Source organism: Acidimicrobiales bacterium, from assembly GCA_040219085.1.
GTDB lineage: Bacteria > Actinomycetota > Acidimicrobiia > Acidimicrobiales > JAVJTC01 > JAVJTC01.
In genome coordinates this window covers 117,970-136,507 of sequence record JAVJTC010000040.1, presented here as the reverse complement: position 1 = coordinate 136,507, position 18,538 = coordinate 117,970, and the positions used below count along the sequence as shown (strand labels likewise).

General features: G+C 69.2%; 23 protein-coding genes and 1 pseudogene. 5 read left to right on the top strand and 19 right to left on the bottom strand.

All coding sequences use genetic code 11. From position 1 onward, the window contains the following. Window positions 1–7 precede the first annotated feature (7 nt). The 6 genes and pseudogenes from pheT to infC all read right to left on the bottom strand — a co-directional run bounded on the left by pheT (window position 8) and on the right by infC (window position 5,582). Window positions 8–2,353 carry a phenylalanine--tRNA ligase subunit beta gene (gene pheT, locus RIE08_17000; protein MEQ8719310.1) on the bottom strand — a complete coding sequence of 782 codons (2,346 nt, stop codon included), beginning with the start codon at window positions 2,351–2,353 and terminating at the stop codon, window positions 8–10. Between the two features lie 61 nt (window positions 2,354–2,414). Continuing rightward, window positions 2,415–3,431, bottom strand: coding sequence for a phenylalanine--tRNA ligase subunit alpha (gene pheS / locus RIE08_16995; GenBank protein MEQ8719309.1), 1,017 nt, complete (start codon window positions 3,429–3,431; stop codon window positions 2,415–2,417). Beyond that, window positions 3,428–4,153 carry an RNA methyltransferase gene (locus tag RIE08_16990; GenBank protein MEQ8719308.1) on the bottom strand — a complete coding sequence of 242 codons (726 nt, stop codon included), beginning with the start codon at window positions 4,151–4,153 and terminating at the stop codon, window positions 3,428–3,430. Before RIE08_16990 ends, pheS begins: the two co-directional genes overlap by 4 nt. 119 nt (window positions 4,154–4,272) lie before the next feature. Next, window positions 4,273–4,641: a 50S ribosomal protein L20 gene (rplT, locus tag RIE08_16985; GenBank protein ID MEQ8719307.1), complete on the bottom strand. Its 369-nt coding sequence runs from the start codon at window positions 4,639–4,641 to the stop codon at window positions 4,273–4,275. A 27-nt stretch (window positions 4,642–4,668) separates the two neighbouring features. Continuing rightward, window positions 4,669–4,863, bottom strand: a complete 195-nt coding sequence (gene rpmI / locus RIE08_16980; protein MEQ8719306.1) for a 50S ribosomal protein L35 — start codon at window positions 4,861–4,863, stop codon at window positions 4,669–4,671. A 230-nt stretch (window positions 4,864–5,093) separates the two neighbouring features. Next, a pseudogene (gene infC, locus RIE08_16975) lies at window positions 5,094–5,582 on the bottom strand (translation initiation factor IF-3). A 358-nt stretch (window positions 5,583–5,940) separates the two neighbouring features. On the opposite strand from infC, the gene RIE08_16970 reads away from it, so the two are divergent. Further along, complete coding sequence (locus tag RIE08_16970; protein ID MEQ8719305.1) at window positions 5,941–6,426, top strand: hypothetical protein; 486 nt, start codon at window positions 5,941–5,943, stop codon at window positions 6,424–6,426. Here RIE08_16970 and RIE08_16965 read toward each other — a convergent pair. The 7 genes from RIE08_16965 to RIE08_16935 form a co-directional block, all read right to left on the bottom strand. Next, on the bottom strand, window positions 6,406–6,642 hold the full coding sequence (locus RIE08_16965; protein ID MEQ8719304.1) for a hypothetical protein: 237 nt from the start codon (window positions 6,640–6,642) through the stop codon (window positions 6,406–6,408). The genes RIE08_16970 and RIE08_16965 overlap by 21 nt on opposite strands. Then, window positions 6,639–7,514: an ATP phosphoribosyltransferase gene (gene hisG, locus RIE08_16960; protein MEQ8719303.1), complete on the bottom strand. Its 876-nt coding sequence runs from the start codon at window positions 7,512–7,514 to the stop codon at window positions 6,639–6,641. Before hisG ends, RIE08_16965 begins: the two co-directional genes overlap by 4 nt. Before the next feature lie 5 nt (window positions 7,515–7,519). Next, window positions 7,520–8,545 (bottom strand): bifunctional diaminohydroxyphosphoribosylaminopyrimidine deaminase/5-amino-6-(5-phosphoribosylamino)uracil reductase RibD, encoded by a 1,026-nt coding sequence (gene ribD / locus RIE08_16955; GenBank protein ID MEQ8719302.1) that lies wholly within the window; start codon window positions 8,543–8,545, stop codon window positions 7,520–7,522. 4 nt (window positions 8,546–8,549) lie between these two features. Beyond that, window positions 8,550–9,038 (bottom strand): MogA/MoaB family molybdenum cofactor biosynthesis protein, encoded by a 489-nt coding sequence (locus RIE08_16950; protein ID MEQ8719301.1) that lies wholly within the window; start codon window positions 9,036–9,038, stop codon window positions 8,550–8,552. 49 nt (window positions 9,039–9,087) lie between these two features. After that, on the bottom strand, window positions 9,088–10,002 hold the full coding sequence (locus RIE08_16945) for a hypothetical protein (protein MEQ8719300.1): 915 nt from the start codon (window positions 10,000–10,002) through the stop codon (window positions 9,088–9,090). A gap of 6 nt (window positions 10,003–10,008) precedes the next feature. Then, complete coding sequence (locus RIE08_16940) at window positions 10,009–10,890, bottom strand: hypothetical protein (protein MEQ8719299.1); 882 nt, start codon at window positions 10,888–10,890, stop codon at window positions 10,009–10,011. A gap of 78 nt (window positions 10,891–10,968) precedes the next feature. Continuing rightward, the gene (locus RIE08_16935; protein ID MEQ8719298.1) at window positions 10,969–11,946 is read right to left on the bottom strand and encodes a hypothetical protein; all 978 of its coding nucleotides are present in this window, start codon (window positions 11,944–11,946) and stop codon (window positions 10,969–10,971) included. A 166-nt stretch (window positions 11,947–12,112) separates the two neighbouring features. Between RIE08_16935 and RIE08_16930 the strand changes: the two genes are divergently transcribed. Both RIE08_16930 and RIE08_16925 read left to right on the top strand, forming a co-directional pair. Beyond that, the gene (locus tag RIE08_16930) at window positions 12,113–12,529 is read left to right on the top strand and encodes a RidA family protein (GenBank protein MEQ8719297.1); all 417 of its coding nucleotides are present in this window, start codon (window positions 12,113–12,115) and stop codon (window positions 12,527–12,529) included. Between the two features lie 50 nt (window positions 12,530–12,579). Next, window positions 12,580–12,972 (top strand): rhodanese-like domain-containing protein, encoded by a 393-nt coding sequence (locus RIE08_16925; protein ID MEQ8719296.1) that lies wholly within the window; start codon window positions 12,580–12,582, stop codon window positions 12,970–12,972. 22 nt (window positions 12,973–12,994) lie between these two features. On the opposite strand, the gene RIE08_16920 is transcribed toward RIE08_16925, so the two are convergent. The 6 genes from RIE08_16920 to def all read right to left on the bottom strand — a co-directional run bounded on the left by RIE08_16920 (window position 12,995) and on the right by def (window position 17,359). Next, window positions 12,995–13,669 carry a hypothetical protein gene (locus tag RIE08_16920; protein ID MEQ8719295.1) on the bottom strand — a complete coding sequence of 225 codons (675 nt, stop codon included), beginning with the start codon at window positions 13,667–13,669 and terminating at the stop codon, window positions 12,995–12,997. Continuing rightward, on the bottom strand, window positions 13,656–14,123 hold the full coding sequence (locus tag RIE08_16915) for a hypothetical protein (GenBank protein MEQ8719294.1): 468 nt from the start codon (window positions 14,121–14,123) through the stop codon (window positions 13,656–13,658). The genes RIE08_16920 and RIE08_16915 overlap by 14 nt, the downstream gene beginning before the upstream one ends. Further along, window positions 14,120–14,656 carry a hypothetical protein gene (locus RIE08_16910; GenBank protein ID MEQ8719293.1) on the bottom strand — a complete coding sequence of 179 codons (537 nt, stop codon included), beginning with the start codon at window positions 14,654–14,656 and terminating at the stop codon, window positions 14,120–14,122. Before RIE08_16910 ends, RIE08_16915 begins: the two co-directional genes overlap by 4 nt. A gap of 122 nt (window positions 14,657–14,778) precedes the next feature. Further along, window positions 14,779–15,942 (bottom strand): transcription antitermination factor NusB, encoded by a 1,164-nt coding sequence (locus RIE08_16905; GenBank protein ID MEQ8719292.1) that lies wholly within the window; start codon window positions 15,940–15,942, stop codon window positions 14,779–14,781. Continuing rightward, a complete protein-coding gene (locus RIE08_16900; GenBank protein ID MEQ8719291.1) occupies window positions 15,939–16,838 on the bottom strand; it encodes a methionyl-tRNA formyltransferase in 900 nt (299 codons plus the stop codon). Before RIE08_16900 ends, RIE08_16905 begins: the two co-directional genes overlap by 4 nt. Next, window positions 16,835–17,359, bottom strand: coding sequence for a peptide deformylase (gene def, locus RIE08_16895; protein ID MEQ8719290.1), 525 nt, complete (start codon window positions 17,357–17,359; stop codon window positions 16,835–16,837). The genes RIE08_16900 and def overlap by 4 nt, the downstream gene beginning before the upstream one ends. Before the next feature lie 23 nt (window positions 17,360–17,382). Here def and RIE08_16890 point away from each other — a divergent pair, with 23 nt between their 5' ends. Beyond that, window positions 17,383–18,024 (top strand): methyltransferase, encoded by a 642-nt coding sequence (locus tag RIE08_16890; GenBank protein MEQ8719289.1) that lies wholly within the window; start codon window positions 17,383–17,385, stop codon window positions 18,022–18,024. Further along, window positions 18,021–18,536 carry a TrmH family RNA methyltransferase gene (locus tag RIE08_16885; protein ID MEQ8719288.1) on the top strand — a complete coding sequence of 172 codons (516 nt, stop codon included), beginning with the start codon at window positions 18,021–18,023 and terminating at the stop codon, window positions 18,534–18,536. The genes RIE08_16890 and RIE08_16885 overlap by 4 nt, the downstream gene beginning before the upstream one ends. Window positions 18,537–18,538: the final 2 nt, after the last annotated feature.

The window sequence follows — 18,538 nt, the reverse complement described above, 5'->3', positions numbered from 1 at the left end:
CGGGACCTCAGTCCCGCAGGCGCGCCCCCACCGCTTCGCCGGCCGCAATGCATCGGTCCCGCACCGCGGCGACCTCGTCGTCGGTCAGCGTGCGGTCATCCGCCTGGAAGCGCATACGGAACGCGAGGCTCCGCAGCCCCTCGCCCAGACGCTCGGAGCGGTGCACGTCGAAGAGTTCCAACCCGGCGAGCAACTCCCCCGCCGCGTCACGCAGCGCCGAACGCAGCGCAGCCGCGGGAACGTCGTCGCCCACCACGAATGCCAGATCGATGTCCGACGACGGGTACCGGCTGAAGGGTTCGAGCTGGTGTTCGCCGTGGGGCAACCCGAACAGAACCGTCAGGTCCACCTCGATCCACGCCACGCGCCCGGTGATCTCGAAGGCCTCCAGCACGTCGGGGGCGATCTCTCCGGCAACGCCGACTTCGGTACCCGCTGCGTTCAGGCGGGCGGCCCGGGTGGCATGCAGACCGGGGACGGAGGCGTTCTCGAGCGACGCGTCCTCCACGAGCAGGTGCTCGACGAGGTCCCACCAGATCTCGGCGGCGGCGGGTGCCTCACGTCCCGCCAGCACGACACCGAGCACCTCTCGCTCGTCGGGAAGCGCAGCCCCGGCCGGCACCGCCCCGAAGGTCGTGCCGAGCTCATAGAGGCTCACAGCGTGATTGCGATGCGACGCGTTGTACGCAACCGCCTTCAACAAACCGGGCCGCAGCGACGAACGCATCACCGACTCCTCGGACACCAGCGGGTTCGTCACGACGATCCCGGCCTCGTCCAGGCCCGCCTTGGCCAGATCCCCCGGAGCGAGGAACGGAAGCGGCATCGCCTCGGTCACCCCCCGCCCGATCATCAGCGCCCGCACGCGCCGCCGGTCCTGCTGCGCGGCGGTCAGCGCGCCGGCCCTCGCCGACGTCGGCACGGTCTTCGCGATCTTCGAGTACCCGTGGTGGCGGGCGACCTCCTCGATCACGTCGATCTCGGTCGTCGTGTCGGGACGGAACGACGGCACGGCGACGTCACGATCCTCACCGACCGGCGTCACCTCGAAACCGATCGGCTCGAGGTACCCGTCCACCATCTCCGGCGTGATCTCGGCCCCGAGGATCTCGTTGAGCCGCGACGTTCGCAGGCGGACCCTCGCCGGCTCCGGAAGCTGACCGCGCTCGTCGACCACACCGGACGCCAGCTGGGCGCCGCCGGCCATCAGCTCGGCGAAGCGAGCCATCGCGAGATCGGCGATCTGCGGATCGATGGTCCGCTCGAAACGCCCCGACGCCTCGGACCGCAGCGCGTGGCGGCGGGACGTGTGGGCGATCGACGGCGGGTCCCACCACGCCATCTCGACGATGGCGGACGACGTCGTGTCGGAGATCTCCGTCGACGCGCCACCCATCACGCCGGCGAGGCTGATGACCGCGTCGTCGGCATCGCAGATGACACCGTCGGACGGATGGAGCTCGCGGGTCACGTCGTCGAGGGTGACGAGCGTCTCGCCCTCCCGGGCACGCCGCACCCGCAGGGCACCACCGGTCACCGTCGCGAGGTCGAACGCGTGGCTCGGCTGGCCGAGTTCCAACATCACATAGTTCGAGACGTCGACCACGTTGTTGATGGGGCGCATCCCGAGCGCCCGCAGGCGGTTGGCGATCTTCGTCGACGACGGGCCGATCCGTACGTCGTCGAAAACCCGGGCGACGAAACGTCCACACAGGACGGGGTCGAGGATCTCGACGGAGATCCGCCCGGTGGCGTCGTCGCCGGCTTCGGAGACCACCGGCGACGGTGGCGTGAACGGCACCCTCAGCCGGGCAGCCAGATCACGGGCCACACCGACCACCGACAGGGCGTCGGGCCGGTTGGGGTTCACCTCGAGATCCCACAGGACGTCACCGTCGAGACCGAGCGCCTCGGTCAGCGGCGTTCCCAGCGGGTGGTCGGGCAGGATCATGATTCCGCCGTGGTCCGATCCGAGACCGAGTTCGGCGGCCGAACACAGCATCCCGTTGGACATCTCGCCGCGCATCTTGCGGGCTGCGATGTCCATCCCGTTGGGCATGGTCGTGCCGACCGTCGCGAGCGGGACGAGGTCCCCGACCGACATGTTGAACGCGCCGCAGCACACCTGCAGGGCCTCGCCGTCGCCTCGGTCGACCTGGACGAGCTGGATCCGGTCGGCGTCGGGGTGTGGAGACAGCTCGAGCACCTTGGCGACGACGATCCCGTCGAGGCCCTCGCCGAGGATCTCCATCTCCTCGACCGCGAGGCCGAGATCGGAGAGCTCCTCGCCGAGGTCGACGGGGTCACCTGTGATCGGGGCGAACTCCTGGAGCCACGAGAGCAGGACCTTCACGCGTTTTCCTCGTCGTCGATGGGATGGTCGTCGTTGGTGGCTCCGCCGAAGTGGGCGGAACTCAGAACTGGGTCAGGAACCGGACGTCGTTGGTGAACAGGTCACGGAGGTCATCCGCTCCGTGGCGGCTGATCGCCATCCGGTCGATACCGAATCCGAACGCGAACCCGCTGTACACCTCGGGGTCGATGCCGCCGTTGCGCAACACGTTGGGGTGCACCATGCCGCAGCCACCGAGCTCCAGCCACTCACCGTCGGCACGGCGGATGTCGAACTCGGCCGACGGCTCGGTGAAGGGGAAATAGGACGGGCGCAGTCGCGACGTGACGTCGCCGCCGAAGTAGGCCTTCGTGAACTCCTCGATGGTCCCCGCGAGGTCCCCGAAGGTGATCCCCCTGTCCACCACCAGACCCTCGATCTGGTGGAACACCGGCATGTGGGTGGCGTCCGCGGTGTCACGACGGAACACGCGGCCCGGCGCCACGATGTAGATCGGCGGTTCGCTCGCCTCCATGACCCGCATCTGCACCGGCGAGGTGTGGGTGCGAAGAACCGTGGACTCGGCCTCACCGATCTCCACGTACAGCGTGTCCTGCATGTCACGGGCGGTGTGGCCGGGCGGGAAGTTCAGCGACTCGAAGTTGTACCAGTCGGTCTCGATCTGGGGGCCTTCGGCCACCGTGAAACCCATTCCGACGAAGACGTCGATCAATTCGTCGATGGTCTGAGTGACGAGGTGGTGGTGTCCGACGCCGCCGCGGGGCTCGACCTCGGTCAGGTCGAGGCGCTCGGCCTCGAGCTTCCCGGCCAGCTCCACCGAGCGCAGTTCGTCGCGGCGGGCGTCGAAGAGCCCGTCGATGGTCGCACGGATCTCGCCCAGGAGCTTTCCGGCGGCGGGCTTGTCACCGTCCGCGAGGGACCCGATCTCGCGGCGTGCGGTGACGAGAACGGAGTCCTTCCCCGTCAACTCGTTGCGGAGCTGATCGAGACCCGCGACGTCACCGAGTTCGGCCACGCCGGTCTGCGCGGCCGCGACGACCTCGTCGAGTCGTTCCCGCAGTGTGTCGAGTGCGCTCATGATCCGGTCAGGTTGGACGCGGTTATCGACGGATTCAAGTCGGATACTCCCCCGGCGCGGCGCCGGGCCGCCTCGAACAGCACGATCGCCGCCGAAACGCCGACGTTGAGCGACTCCACCGACGAACTCATGGGGACGCGGATCGCCTCGTCCACCTCGGCTGAGACGCCGGCCGGGAGACCGTGGGACTCGCTGCCGACGACGACGACGACGTCGGCGGGCAGCGCCGCATCCCACAACGACGAGGTGGCCGACGCGTCCGCGGCGACGGTCCGAAGGCCGGCCGCACGGAGCTCTGTGAGGACCGCGACCGCGTCGAGACCGTCCACCACCGGGAGACGGGCGACCGATCCGGCGCCGGCACGGACGACCTTGGGAGAGCGCGGATCCACCGAACCCTTCGTCAACACGACGCCTCGGGCACCCGCCGCCTCAGCGGAACGCACAAGCGTGCCCGCGTTGCCGGGATCTGACAGGTCGACGGCCACGACGATGGGCCCTTCGGGTGCCGCCAGCAGATCGGCGAGCGACCATGACGGCCATTCGGCCACGGCAACCACCGGTTGGGGCGTCACCGACGCGCCGACAGACTCGAGCGCGTCCGCGGTGATCAGGTTCAACGGTGTCGACGGCGACAGGGCGAGCCCGTCGAGTTCGGTGGTACGACCCTCGACCACGTAGACGGCATCGAGGACGCGTCCCGCGGCGACCGCCTCGGCCACCAGGACGCGTCCCTCGACCAGGAACAGACCCCGCGCACGTCGCTCCTTGGAGTCCGACGCGAGCTTGCGGAGGTCTGCGATCCGCGGGTTGCGGCGCCCGAGCGGCGCCGCTCCCGTGGTCAGGAAGCCGCCGCCTCCGTGGCCTTGTCGGCCACCTCGACGAGCGAAGCGAACGCGGCGGGATCGGTCACGGCGAGATCTGCGAGGACCTTGCGGTCCACTTCGACCTCGGCGAGCTTGAGCCCGGCGACGAAACGCGAGTAGGTGGTGCCGTTCAGGCGGCAGGCGGCGTTGATCCGCTGGATCCACAGCCGACGGAACTCGCCCTTGCGGGCCCGACGATCCCGGAACGCGTAGTTCCCGGAGTGCATGACCTGCTCGTTGGCGGCGCGGAACGACCGGCTCTTGTTGCCGTAGTAACCGCGGGCCTTCTTGAGGGTCGACTTGTGGCGCTTCTTGGACGCAACGGCGCGCTTGACTCTTGCCATCTCAGTTCCTTTCGCTCGTGCCCGGGCTCAGATGCCGAGCTGACGGCGGACGGTCGGCTCGTCGGCAGAGCTCACGAGGCTCGGCTGACGGAGTTGGCGCTTCCGCTTGGGGGACTTCTTCTCCAGGATGTGGTTCTTGTTCTGGTTGCGGCGGCGGATCTTGCCGCTACCGGTCACCTTGAAGCGCTTCTTCGCGCCGCTGTGGGTCTTCATCTTCGGCATCGTCGTCTCTCCTGCCGGCATGGCCGGCGATTCTGCGGGCACCGATCTCACCGGCGCTGTGTCACGCACCGGTGAAGCCGGTGCTACTCCTCGGCGCTCGCCGCAGCCGGTGAGGCCTCGGTCTGCTCGGGAGCTTCCTGTTCGCTGTCGTCGGCTTCCGCCGATGTCTGTTCGGTCTCCTCGGCTTCCGCCGCGTTCTTCTCGTTCGCCTTGCGTCGTTGCTGAGCGGACTTGTCCGGTCCGAGCACCATGATCATGTTGCGGCCCTCGAGGCGGGGGGCGTACTCGACGTTGGCGACGTCTTCGACGACGTCGGCCACCTGGTCGAGAATGCGCTTGCCCAGCTCGGGGTGCTGCATCTCACGGCCCCGGAACATGATCGTGACCTTGACCTTGTTGCCCTCTTCGAGGAACTCCCGGACCTTGCGGGTCTTGGTGTCGAAGTCGCCCTTGCCGATCTTCGGCCGGTACTTCATCTCCTTGACCGACACCTGGGTGCTCTTCTTGCGGGACTCCTTCGCGCGCTGCGCGGCCTCGTACTTGTACTTGCCGTAGTCCATGATCCGACAGACCGGCGGGTCCGCCCGATCGGCGACTTCGACGAGATCGAGGCCCATCTCACGGGCGAGTTGGAGCGCCTCGGGCAGCGGCCTGATGCCGATCTGTTCCCCGTCGGGGGAAACGAGACGTACCTCCCTGGCACGTATCCGATCGTTGATCCGTGGCTCCGCGGTCGTGGCTATGACCGATCACTCAGCACTATGTGACTCTCCCTCTCGATGGATGTGGTGACGTCGGCCACCACGGCGAACGGCGGGCGTCCGGTCGACGCCCGCCGCCTACCAGAGGAGGGGCCCGTGGATCACGGGTCCACGATCACGGGGGTGCCGTGGATCGTGGTTGCATCGACCCGGTCGCACGGTTCGCCCGATGTCACGCCCCGCGGGCGGGACGATCGGTCGGTGGCCGGGTGGGGTCCCCTGCCGGCGTCGCCGGTTCGGGGGCCCACTTGTCGCTTCGGTTGTGGCCCATAGGCTACCAGTGAGCCCGACCCAGCGACACGGAGGCGAATTCCCGATGAGTCTGTGGACTCCCGACGGCGAACACGAGGTCCCCCGACGCCCCTCCGGAGGCGAGCCCGAGCCCGCCCCACCCGAGGCCGCCGCTCCCACTCCGGGAATGGAGGGAATGCCCGACCTCGACGACCTGGACCCCGAAGAGCGCGCCCAGGCCGAACAGATCATGGCGGAGTTGGCCGAGGCCCGGGACCGTCTCGCCGAGACGCCCGTCGACGTCGTCGTCGCCAACCACGTGATGGGCTTCTACGAGTTGGCCGCGATCCATCTCAACAAGCAGCCACCCGGACTCGACGACGCCCGCACCGCCATCGACGCGATGGGCGCGGTCCTCGAGGCCCTCAAGGGGAGGCTCGGCGAGCCCGAACAGCCGCTGAACGAGGCTCTCAACCAGGTACGGCTCGCGTACGTGCAGCTCGCCAAGCAGGCGAAGGAGGGCGCCGGCGGGACTGAACCCGGGGATTCCTCACAGAGCCCTGAGAGCTGAGCCCTCCCACCGGCCCATCCGGCCCGGCACCACCTCGAAGGCCACGGCGGTTGCGACATCGATGAGACGCGTGCCGTCGGCGATCGCGGTCGAGTGGAACGGATAGTCCGCACCTTCACTGGAGACCACACCCCAGCCGACCTCGGCATCGAAGTCGGTCACCGTGCCGGTCAGGTGACCCCCGGCGAAATGCGGGGCCGACTCGGCCGTGGTCACGGGACGATCTTGGAGACCGGCATCTCGACGATGTCGGACGCGCCGGCGTCGCGCAGCGCGGGGATCAAGATGTTGATCTGTGACTTCGACACGATGGTCTCCACTGCGAAACCGGCGTCGCGGTAGAGCTGGTTCACCGTCGGCGCCTTCAGCGACGGCAACAGCTCGATCACCGTGTCGAGGTCATCTGCGCCCACGTTGAGCTTCACGAGCACACGACCACGGGCGTCGAGAACACCGAGCAGCAGCGTGCGGATCTGTTCCATCGCGTGACGCTTCTCGTCATCCGCGTGGGACTCGGGGTTGGCGACGAGCTCCGTGTAGGACGTCAGGATCTCACCGATGATCTTCAGGCCGGCGGCGCGCAGCGCCCGGCCGGTCTCGGTGAGGTCCACGACGCAGTCCACGATGTCGGGGGCCTTCGCCTCGGTCGCACCGTAGGAGAGACGGATGTCGGCTTCGATGCCCTTGTCGGCGAAGAAACGCTTCGTCAGCTCGGGGTACTCGGAGGAGACCCGGACGCCCTGGGGCAGGTCAGTGACCTCGTTCCAACCCGATTCCTGGGGCACCGCGACCACGATGCGCACCGGGCGACTCGTCGCCTTCGAGTACTTCAGCTCGCCGAGTGACTCGACCTTGCTGGAGGTCTCCTCCACCCAGTCCCGTCCGGTGATGCCGAGGTCGAAGAGGCCCTCGCTGACGTAGCGGGGGATCTCCTGGGGGCGCAGGATCCGCACGTCGGCGATGCGCGGGTCGTCGATCTCGGCCTTGTACGCGACGGACGAGCTGCGGTTCACGGTGAGGTCGGCGGCGTCGAACAGTTCGAGCGTCGCCTTCTCCAGCGAGCCCTTCGGAAGTACCAGTCGGAGCATGGCGCTCACGGTATCCGGGGGCGCACTCGTATCCGGAGGTCCGATCCCAGCCGTTCGACACCGACGATGTCGCCCCGCCAGATGTCGTCGATGGTCTCGGCGCTGTCTCCCGCGAACATGGGGGTTCCCATCGGTCCGAGCACCGCGGGCGCCAGGTAGATGACGTACTCGTCGATGAGCCCGGCGTCCTGGAGGTCGCCGATGACCGTCGGGCCGCCCTCGACGAGGAGTTCCACGACCCCCCGATCGGCGAGATCGCGCAGCACCTCACGGAGGTCGCCGTCGACCTCGAGGAACGGTTGCGCACGCGCATCGGGCGGTGCCGTCCCCAGGACGACACGTATCGGCTGGACGTCGTCGAGCTTCAGCGGGGCGGGCGGCGTCCAGTCGCGGACCGTGAGCGAAGGGTCGTCGGCGCGCACCGTGCCGGCACCGACCAGGATCGCATCTGCCGTCGCGCGGAGGCGGTGCCCGTCGGCGCGGGCCTCGGGACCGGTGATCCAGCGGCTCGAACCGTCCGCGGCGGCAACCCGTCCGTCGAGCGTGCAGGCCATCTTCGCGACCACGAAGGGGCGCCCTGTCGTGCGGTGGTGGAGGTAGGCCTCGAGCTGCTCGCTGACGCGGTCCGCCCCGACGCCCACCTCGACTTCGAGGCCTGCATCGCGGAGGCGCCGCAGTCCCCCGCCGGCGACGTTCGGATCGGGGTCACGTATCGCCACGACGACCCGGGCCACGCCCGCCTCGATCACGGCGTCCACGCACGGTGGTGTCCGCCCGTGGTGACTGCACGGTTCCAGGGTCACGTAGAGCGTGGAGCCCACAGCGGCCGACCCGGCGCGGTCCAGGGCGACGCGCTCGGCGTGACGCCCGCCCGGGCGTTCGGTGTGCCCCACGTGGCGGCGACCACCCGGCTCGACGAGAACGGCGCCGACCCAGGGGTTGGGCGGCGCGATCATGCGCGCCCGGTCGCCCTCGGCGATCGCCGCGACCATGTACGCCCAGTCGACGCTGGGGTGGCCCGGAGGGTTCACCGCCTCAGTGGGGTGTGGGGTCGTCGGCAAGGAGCCGTACCGCGTGGGGGACGATGTCGAGGACCGCCTCGGTTACCTCGACGCACCCCTTGGTCGAGCCGGGTGTGTTGAGGACGAGGGACTTCCCGGCGGTGCCGGCGATGCCGCGGCTGAGACGCCCCAGCGGGTTCACGAGACGCATCGCCTCGGCGAGGCCGGGGGCCTCACGGTCGATGACCTCGCGGGTGCCCTCGGGGGTGAGATCCCGTGGACCGAAGCCCGTCCCGCCCGTGGTGACGACCAGCCCGGCGAACCCGGCCGTCATCTCGCGCAGTGCCGCGGCGACGGACTCGGTCCCGTCGGCGACCGCCCTCCGCTCGACGACGTCGTAGCCGTTGGCGGTCAGGAGTTCTTCGAGGGCGGCACCCGAACGGTCCTCACGGGTACCCGCGATGACGCCGTCGGATGCGGTGAGGACCTTGGCCTCGAGCCCCCCGGTGTCGTTGTCGGCCATCGCCGCAAACTACGAGGGGACGCGCCCAAGACGCCAAACGGCTGCGATGTCAGCGCGCCGTGAACGTGGTGCGCGAGACCTCGGCGCCGGACCCGTCGACCAGTACCAGCGTGAAGACGTCCGGGAAGCCGTCGCTCGAATCGGCCACCCACGCAACAACCGTTTCGTCGTCCCGTCGGACGACCTCGTCCCGTCGGACGACCGCCGGAGCGGACAGGCGCGCCCGGTCCTCACGCTCGACGAAGGCATCGGCGACCTCGCCGACCACCGAACCGACCAGGACGTGGAAGCTCGGCACCCGGCCGTAGGTGATGTCGTCGCCTGCGTCCGTGTCGTGACAGACGGTGCGCTCGGGGTCTGCCTCGATGACCACGCACGGGGTCCCGTCGACCAGCCGCAACTCCCATTCGAAGCGACTGCTCCCGTCGTCCATCACCACCCCGTTGGCGAGTGCGTCGGACGCCGCGAACACCGCGGTCCACTCGGCCTCGAGGGCCGGGGAGAGCGGGCTGGTGAAACCACATTCCCACGCGATCGGATCATCGGTCGGCGCTCCCGACCATCGGGGCTCGCCGGAGACGAGCAAGTCGTCGCCGACTGCGACCTCGCGCTGGATCCAGACATCGATCTCGGCGGGACCGCCACCCCGGAACCATTCGTCGACAGCGAAACGCGCGAAGGGCTGAGGTATCGCCGTTCCCTCCTCGCCGTGGAGGCGTGGGTCGATGGCCTCGCCGACGGACACGACGGTTCCGGCGAACGCGAACGAACGGCGCGACAGGGTCTCCGGCGAGTACTGCTCGACGCAGGAACTGGCCCCTGCATCGTCGGCCACCTCATCGGGCGAAGCGACGACCTCCTCGCGGCCAGGCGCCGGATCCGCAGCAGATCCGCACGCCGCGGCGAGGAACCCCACCAGTGCCATCGCGACCGAGAGCCCCGCTCGGCGGTCGATCCGGGGCATCGGTAATCAGGCGGGGCCGACGTAGGCGTCGATCAGGTCCGCGATGGCCACCTTGCCGGGATCCGACAGGTGCAACATGTCACCGGAATACTCGGGGTGCGCGGCGATGAGCGGGGCCCAGTCGGCCACGACGATCTGGGGCCACCGGGCGGGCGCGGCGCGGATGGCGTCGTTGATGGTCACCCGCGAGGGCCACTTCTCCGGAACGGTCAGCCACACGACACGTTCCACGCCGGCAAGCACCTCCATCGCCCGGTCGATCTGGGACGCGTAGGTCCCGCCCTCCCCGTCGATGTAGTTGTTGCCCATCTGGATGACGACCACGCGCCCTATCTCGCCTCTGCGTGCGGCGAGGATCTCGATGGCCTGGGGCAGGCGACGGCTACCTGCGGCATCGAACGTGACGTTCCAGCCGTCGAGCGCGGCGGGAACGGTCTGTGACGCCCCGAGCAGGGTCGAGTCCCCCATGACGTAGACGCGGTTGTCGTCGCCGCTCAGGGGGACGGGTGTGACCGACGGTGTCGGTGCGACGGTAGGAGCGGGGGTTGCCACCGGCGCGGGAGGCGGCGTCGGTGCCGGTGTCGGCTCGGCCGTAGCAGTCGGCTGGGCCGTCGGCGATGGCGTCGGAGCCGGCGTCGTGGTCTCCACGGTGGGCGTCGGGCTCGGTGTCCCCGTCGGCGTCGGCGACGCTGTGGCGGCTGCGGTGACGGTCGCTGAAGGTGCCGCTGTGGGTGAGGGAGAGGGCGTGGGGGTAGGCGTCGCGCTCTCTGTCGCTGTCGGCCCGACGGTTCCCTCGGCCGAAAGTGTGGGCCGGTCGCCGGAGCCGCCGCAGGCTGCGACGAGGAGGGCGACGATCAGCACGGCGACGGCGACGCGGGCGGTTCTCACCGGTTCACCGCCGGGTCCTGGACGCGGGCTGTCACCGGAGCATTTTCGCACCCATCGCGCCGTCATCGGCTGCACCCCTCACGAAGTCCTTTCACCGACGATGACGTCGTCGACCGGACGACGGGGCGACCGCGTCGCCTTCTTGGAGGGCCGGCCGAGTCTCACGATCACCTGGGGATGACGTCGTTCGGGGACGAGCGCCTGGAGCCGGGTTCGCAGCGCCGGGATCTGGCAGGGCTGGTTGAGGTGCCCCGCCGTCAGCCCGGCCGCCGCAGCCGTCAAGAGAACGTCCTCGAGCGCCCGACCCGCGTCGATCCAGGCGCGGGTGTCGTCGTGGTCTGTCGCCAGCACGCAGAGAACGGGTGCCGCCTGCACGAGCTCGACGTCGGACCCGGCCGTCGATTCCCCCAGGTTCAGGGCGGACACCGCCGTTCGGGTCACGAGACCGACGACCTCGGGGACGACGAGGCCGTCACCCCTGCGACGCGGGTGCATCCAGCTCGCCAGCTCGCGGCGCCAGCGGGGATCTGCGAACTGGGCACGGTCGCCTTCCGACACGACGTCCGCGATCGGTTGACGCTGCCGGGGACCGATGATCTGCAACGTCGCGCCGTGCGCGGCCGCAGCGCCGACGAGGCGTTCGGGCAGCGCATCGGGGACCGCTTCCTCCTCGAAGGTCACGCGAGTGGTGTGCCGGCCGGGGATGGCCGAGTACATCGCCTCGACGGCGTCCGAAGCCGGCGGCCCGTCACCGGACACCTCGACGTGCGCGAGCAGATCCTCGTCGGCTGGATCCGGGAGCAACGTCACCTCCACGGTGAGCCGCAGGTGGGCCGCAGCCAACTCGAGGTTCCGCAGCGCGGCCCCACAGCTGATGGTCAACTCGCGGTCGTAGGGGTCGTTGACGGGGAGCGCCCTCGTGCGATCTGCGTGAAGCGCGATGCCGTCGGGCGTCAGCTCGAAGAGCCAGGGTTGGGTGTTGTGAGACGACGGTGCCATCACCGCTGCGGCGACGAGTTCGTGCAGGGTCGCAGATCCGATGCCCGTGTCAGTCATTTGGCTCCTCGTCGAGAGGATCCGGCTTGGATCATCATCAGATACCACCGTAGGAAGCTCCTGGTCGCCTGACCTGAGACGAACGTCACATCGTGGGCAACCCCGTCGCTCCGATCGTCGTAGTGTCGTCAGGGCCGGGCGCTGTGGAGCCGGGAACGAGGGGGGGATGATGAAGCGGACTGCGATCAATCCGGTCTCATGGGGTGACGCCTTCTCCATGAACCAGGCCGAGATCACCGAGGACGCCACCCGTGTTCTGCGCTGCGCCGGCCAGACGGCCCTCGTCGAGGATCCCGACGCGCCCCATGGCCTGCGGGTGGAGGGAGTCGGCGACATCAGGCGCCAGATGGAGGCTTCTCTCGCCGCCGTCGACGACATCCTCCACGAAGCCCACATGGAGCGGTCGAACATCGTCTTCATCCGCTTCTACACGACCGACACCGCCGGTTTCATGGCCAACTACGCCGTCTACGCGGACTGGATCAAGCCCGCCCACATCTCACCCCCGCAGACGGTTCTCGGCGTGGCGGCGTTGGCGTCCCCCGAACTCATGGTGGAGATCGAAGTGACGGCGGCCACCTGAGCGGACGTCTGAGGTAGGGGCGGACTCCGGTGATGTGGGACCATCGAGCCATGCACGGTTCAGGACCGGTGGGGCGACGCACGATCGACGATCTGCTCGCCGAGACGCAGGCGCAGCTCGATCGCGTCGAACCCTCCGGGCTCGCTGCGGAGTTCGAGGACGGCGCGCTCGTCGTCGACACCCGCCCCGTCGAACAGCGCGACACGTACGGAGCCCTGCCAGGGGCAGTCGTGATCGACCGCAACGTGCTCGAGTGGCGGCTGGACCCGGCGAGCCCGCACCGCATCCCCGAGGTCACCGACCACGACCAACGGGTCGTGATCGTCTGCCACGAGGGCTACTCCTCGAGCCTCGCGGCGGCGACGCTGCGACAACTCGGTCTTCACCGGGCGACCGACCTCGTCGGCGGCTACCTGGCGCTGAGGGACATCGGCGCGGTCTGAGCACACCGGGCCAAGCCGTTCGTCACCCCTCCGCAACCTCTGCCGGAACGAGGGTGACATCGACCCTCTCGGAAGCGATCGGATCGGTCGTCTCGAACGTGACGACGGACTGCATCGGAACCGCCGGGCAATCACCCCCGACCGGGTACTCGATGCGAACGTCGATGCCGCTGCGGTCCGCGACGATGCTCACGTCGACGTCCTGAGCCCAGCCACACAGCGGCTCCCAGCGGACCACGAAACCGGATTCGGTCGACTCGACGACGGGTACGTTCGGTTGCTCGTGCACCGCTTCCTCGTCGACGACGTCAACCTGCAACTCGTACGTCCACGAGCTGACCAGGACAGGATCCGGCGCGGCCGGGTCGAAGACGGTGACCTCCATCCCGGTCACGTCGTCGACTAGCACCCTCTCGCCCAGTGGCATCAAGAGCTCGACAGCCGTACGGTCCATGCAGTCGTCGCCCCCGGTGCCACCTACGGCGCTCACCACGACGTTGACGGCGGTCTCGTTCTCGACGAGCTCGACCTCGATGTCCGACGCGTTGCAGGTCGCGATGCCGAGACTCAGCGACCGCCCCGAGTCGTGGACTTCGGCCTGCAGAATCGCGACGTCATGAACTCCGCCCGAGCACGAAGTCGCGAGCGCCAGGAGAGCGATCGCGACGACAAGACCGAGCCGCCTACCCACAGCCACCGCCCTGCACCTCCCGGTACCAGAGGATCCGGTCACCGTCGACGGCAAGGGCGAAGGTGTCGTCGTCAGCTATCCACAAGGTCGCTCCGTCCCGACGTGTCCAACCCGTGTTGATCGCCTCGGCGAGCATCGACGGGTCACCGGCGCCTCTACTCGCACCGCCGTCGCGGGTCAGATACCAGTGCTCATCGACCGTGTCGTGGTTCACGACTATGTAGTCGTAGTCGTCACCGTCCTCACATCCACCCGACCAGATGACCTCAGTGTCGAGACACCCACCATCGGCATCGAACCATGGAGCGAACACAGCCCGCTCCTCGTCACTCCAGTTCGGGCACTCCTGGGTGGTCTCGTCCACGACCTCCCACACGATCCCGGCCACAGCGAATGCGGCGACGAGACCGACGAGGGTGACGGCCACCCTGCGGCGGGTCGCTGACGACGGCGGGTTCATCCGTCGACCTCGGCGATCGACGGCGAACCGCTGTCTGACACATCTCGGCGGGCGCTCGAGGTCTCGTCGCGAGAGTCGGGAGACAGGACGACCACTCGGGGGGCGATGTACCAGACCGTGTCCTGGTCACAGCTCGGCTGAGGCGCGGCGATCCAGCGTGTGCGCTCGTCGGCGAGATCGGAGGTCGAACCCGCGCCTGCGAAGGCGACGAGGTCACCGTCGCGCAGTGTGACCGCCTCACCTTCCCGCGTTTCGAACCGGACCGTGCCCGATTCCTCGTTCCACTCGACCCCCTCGTCCGGCCAGAGGAGCAGGACCTCGACCGGACCGACCTCATGGGCCTCGAGATAGGTGCAGGCCGCGTCGATACGCAGTACTCCTTCGAGTCCGGCTGCGTTGCCGTCCTCACCGCTGTCGTAGACCGCGAGGGGACCCCAGTCCATGTGGTCAGCAGTCGGGTCGCCCGAGCCACATGACGTCGCGAGCAACGTGAGGACGACCACGGCGGCGCAGGAAGTCGTCGAGTCCTTCATCAGACCTGTCTTTCCCGAACCCCTCGGCACCGGAATCCCTCAGCATCGCGCTGAATCGTCAGGCTGGAACCTCAGCAAGCTCAGCTGGAACCGAACTGGAATCTGATGACGAAACGCTCGTCTCAGACGCGCTGCCAGACGAACAGCGCCATGCCGTCGGTGTCGTGGTCCTGGGGCAGCAGGATTCCGCCTGTCCCCCACGGCCGCCACGGCTCACCGATCTCGACCGGCTCGAACCCTCCCCGCTCGGCCACGACCGCCGCGGTGTCCACCGTCTCCGCCTCCACCAGGGTGCAGACGCTGTAGACGAGGCGCCCGCCCGGTGCGACGAGTCCAGCCGCCTCGGAGAGGATCTCGTGTTGCAGTGTCGCCAACGCGACGATGTCGGACTCCTCGATCCGCCAGCGGGCATCGGGGCGGCGTCGCAGCACGCCCAGGCCCGAACACGGGGCATCCACCAGAACCCGGTCGAAGGCCCCCGAGCGGTAGGGCGAACGGCGGGCATCGGCCACCACCGCGGACAACTCGACGCCGGTGCGCTGCGCGTTCGAGACGACGAGGCCGACCCGGCTCGGCCGTCGGTCCGCCGCGACGACAGCGGCGCCGGTGGCTGCGAGACCTGTCGCCTTGCCACCGGGAGCTGCGCAGACATCGGCGACCAGGTCCCCTGGCTGCGCGTCCACCGCCGCCGTCACCCACTGCGACGCGGTGTCCTGGGTGTAGCCGTCGTCACGCTCGGTCACGGCCGGGGCCTCGTTCATCTTCTCGAGCGCCGCGACGGCGTCCTCGCGGCCGAGTTCGTCGCAGAGCCGGCGGACGATCCAGTCCGGGTAGCTCAGCCGGATCCCGTCGTCGGGCCAGTCGTGACCGGCGTCGGCCACGCGGCGCAGGACGGCGTTCACGAAGCCGCGGGCCCGCTTGGGGGCGATCTCCACCGACGTGTCCACCGCGGCGTGAGGTGGCACGCCGAGGTGGACGAGTTGGAACGCACCCATCCGCAGTACCGCTCGCACCTCGGGCTCCACCTCCCGGGTGATGAAGCGGTCCACCAGCCAATCGCACGACCGCCGCATCCGCGTCGTGCCGTAGACGAGCTGGGTCACGAAACGGCGATCCGCGTCGGACAGCCGGACCCCGTCGAGGGTGCGGGGCACGACGATGTTGGCGAAGGCGCCGCTCTGGTCGATCCGGACCAGACAGGTCCGCGCTATCGCACGGGCGTTGTCGCCACCTTCGATGGTGAGTCCCTCCCGGGACGGAGCGCCGTCTTCTCCGGGGCCCGTCACGTGCCGAACACCTCGCCGGGCTCGAGACGGGCACCGTTCACCCAACCTGCGGCGTCGACGGCACGCTTGCCCTCGGGCTTGACCTCGGCCAGCACGAGCACGCCGTCGCCGGTCCCGACGGTCACACCGTCGATCTCCCCGGGAGCCAGCGTCCGACCCTCGGACTCGTCGACCGAGCGGGCCATGGCCGACACGACGCCCAGCCGGGATTCGCGCCAGGTGGTCCAGGCCCGCCCGAGACGGACGATGCGCTCGACCTCCACGGCGGAGCGGCTCCAGTCGATCTCGTAGTCCTCGCGGCGTATCTTCTCGGCCCAGGTGACCTCACCGGACTGGGGCTCGGGTTCACCGAGACCGGTGCCCAACTCGGTCACGAGCATCTCGCACGCGGCTTCGACGAGGTCGCCCCGCAGGTCCTCGAGCGTCGCGTGCGGGCCGATCGGCACTTCGCGGCGGGCGTAGACGCCGCCGGTGTCGAGCGTCTCCTCGACGTCCATGAGGCACACGCCGGTCATCTCGTCGCCGGCGAGGATCGCCCGCTCGAGCGGCGCCGCGCCACGCCAGCGGGGCAGCAGCGAGAAATGGATGTTGACCATCGGGACGGCGTCGAGGACATCGACGGGGATGATCCGCCCGAAGGCGACCACCACGCCGAGATCCACGCCCGCGTCGACGACATCGGCCACGTCGTGGCTGACCGGGATCCCGAGGTCGAGCGCCGCGGCCTTGACCGGGGTCGGATCGTCCTTCCCGCCACGACGGCGACGGCGGTCGGGCTGGGTCACGACGAGTGCGACGTCGAACCCGGCGTCGACCAGGGCGCGCAACGGAGGAACGGCCAGACCGGGAGAACCGAGATAGGCGATCCGCCGGGGTGGGGCCGGCGGGGAGGTCACGGCAGCGACAACCCTGAAGCCGACTCACGCGGTCGACTGAAATCCGCCTCACGCAGGGTCCTCAGGGCGTCACGACGGGTGTCCTCGTCCAGACGCTCCACGAGCAGCACCCCGTCGAGGTGGTCGATCTCGTGCTGGATGAGCCGGGAGAACAGCTCGTCGGCCTCGATGGAGACCTCGTTGCCGTCGAGGTCGATCCCGGTCACGTGGATGGTCTTGGGGCGCAGGATCTCCCACGACAGGCCCGGAACGGACAGGCACCCCTCGTCGAAGACCCACTCGCCGTCGGACTCGACGATCTCGGGGTTGATCAGGACGCCCGGCCCGTCACCGAAGTCGTAGACGAAAAGACGCTTGCGGATCCCGACCTGCGGAGCGGCCAGGCCGATCCCGGGGGCGTCGTACATGGTGACGAACATCTCGTCGGTGAGACCCGCGAGCTTCCCGTCGATCTCGGTGATCTCCGCGGCGCGGGAGCGAAGGACGGGGTCGCCGTAGGTACGGATCGCGAAGCCGGACATGCACTCAAGGCTACCGTCACCCCGTGGGCACGACCCCGGACCGCACCGACCACTACTTCGCCGAGAACCCCGACGCCGCCAGCCGACGCCGCACGGTTGACCTCACCCTGCCCGACATCACGCTGCACCTGACCACCGACAGCGGCGTCTTCGCGGGCGATGCCGTCGATCCCGGGACCAAGTACCTGCTCGCCGAGGGCCCTCTCGTGACCGCGGACCGATCGCCGTCCGGCGATCCCGCCTCCGAGAAGCCCCTCACCATCGTCGACCTGGGCTGTGGCTACGGGCCCATCGCTGTCACCCTCGCCCGCCGTCACCCCGACGCGACGATCTGGGCGGTGGACGTGAACCGGCGTGCGCTCGACCTCACCGCCGAGAACGCCGCCGCCACCGACGTGGCCGTGCTGACGATGACCCCCGACGAGGTACCGGAGGGTTCCGTCGACGAGATCTGGTCCAATCCGCCCATCCGGGTGGGCAAGACGGCGCTGCACGAACTCCTGGAGACGTGGATCGGACGGCTCACGCCCGAGGGCCGTGCCCTGCTCGTCGTGAACCGCAACCTCGGCGCCGACTCGCTCGCGAAGTGGATGACGGGCCGGGGATGGTCGGTCGAGCGTGTCGGTTCGCGTCAGGGCTACCGGATCCTGGAGGTCCGCCCGTGAGACAACTCACGTCCACCGAACTCAAGCGCCTCCACCGCGAACAGCGGCGCGGCGATCTCCCCCGGCTGTCGCTCATCCTCGACGCCGTGCAGGGGCCGTTCAACGTCGGCGGGATCATCCGAACCGCAGCGTGCTACCGCGTGGACCACATCTGGTTCGCGGACACCGAGACCACACCCCGGAACCCGAAGGTGGCGAAGACCGCACTGGGTACGGACCGCTACGTCACCTGGGCGGCCGGGACCGCGGCGGAGGCTGTCGCCGCCGAGAAGGCCGCCGGCGCCCGCATCGTCGCCGTGGAGTTGGCCGACGGGGCCGAACCCGCGGAGGCAGCCGATCTGTCCGGCGACATCTGTCTCGTCATCGGCCACGAGGACCGCGGCGTATCCAAGACGGTCCTCGCGGAGTGCGACGCGGGGATCTACCTGCCCCAACTGGGCAAGGTCGGCTCGCTCAACGTGGCCACGGCCGCGTCGATCGCCATCTGGGAGGTCCGGCGCCGGTCCTGGTGAAT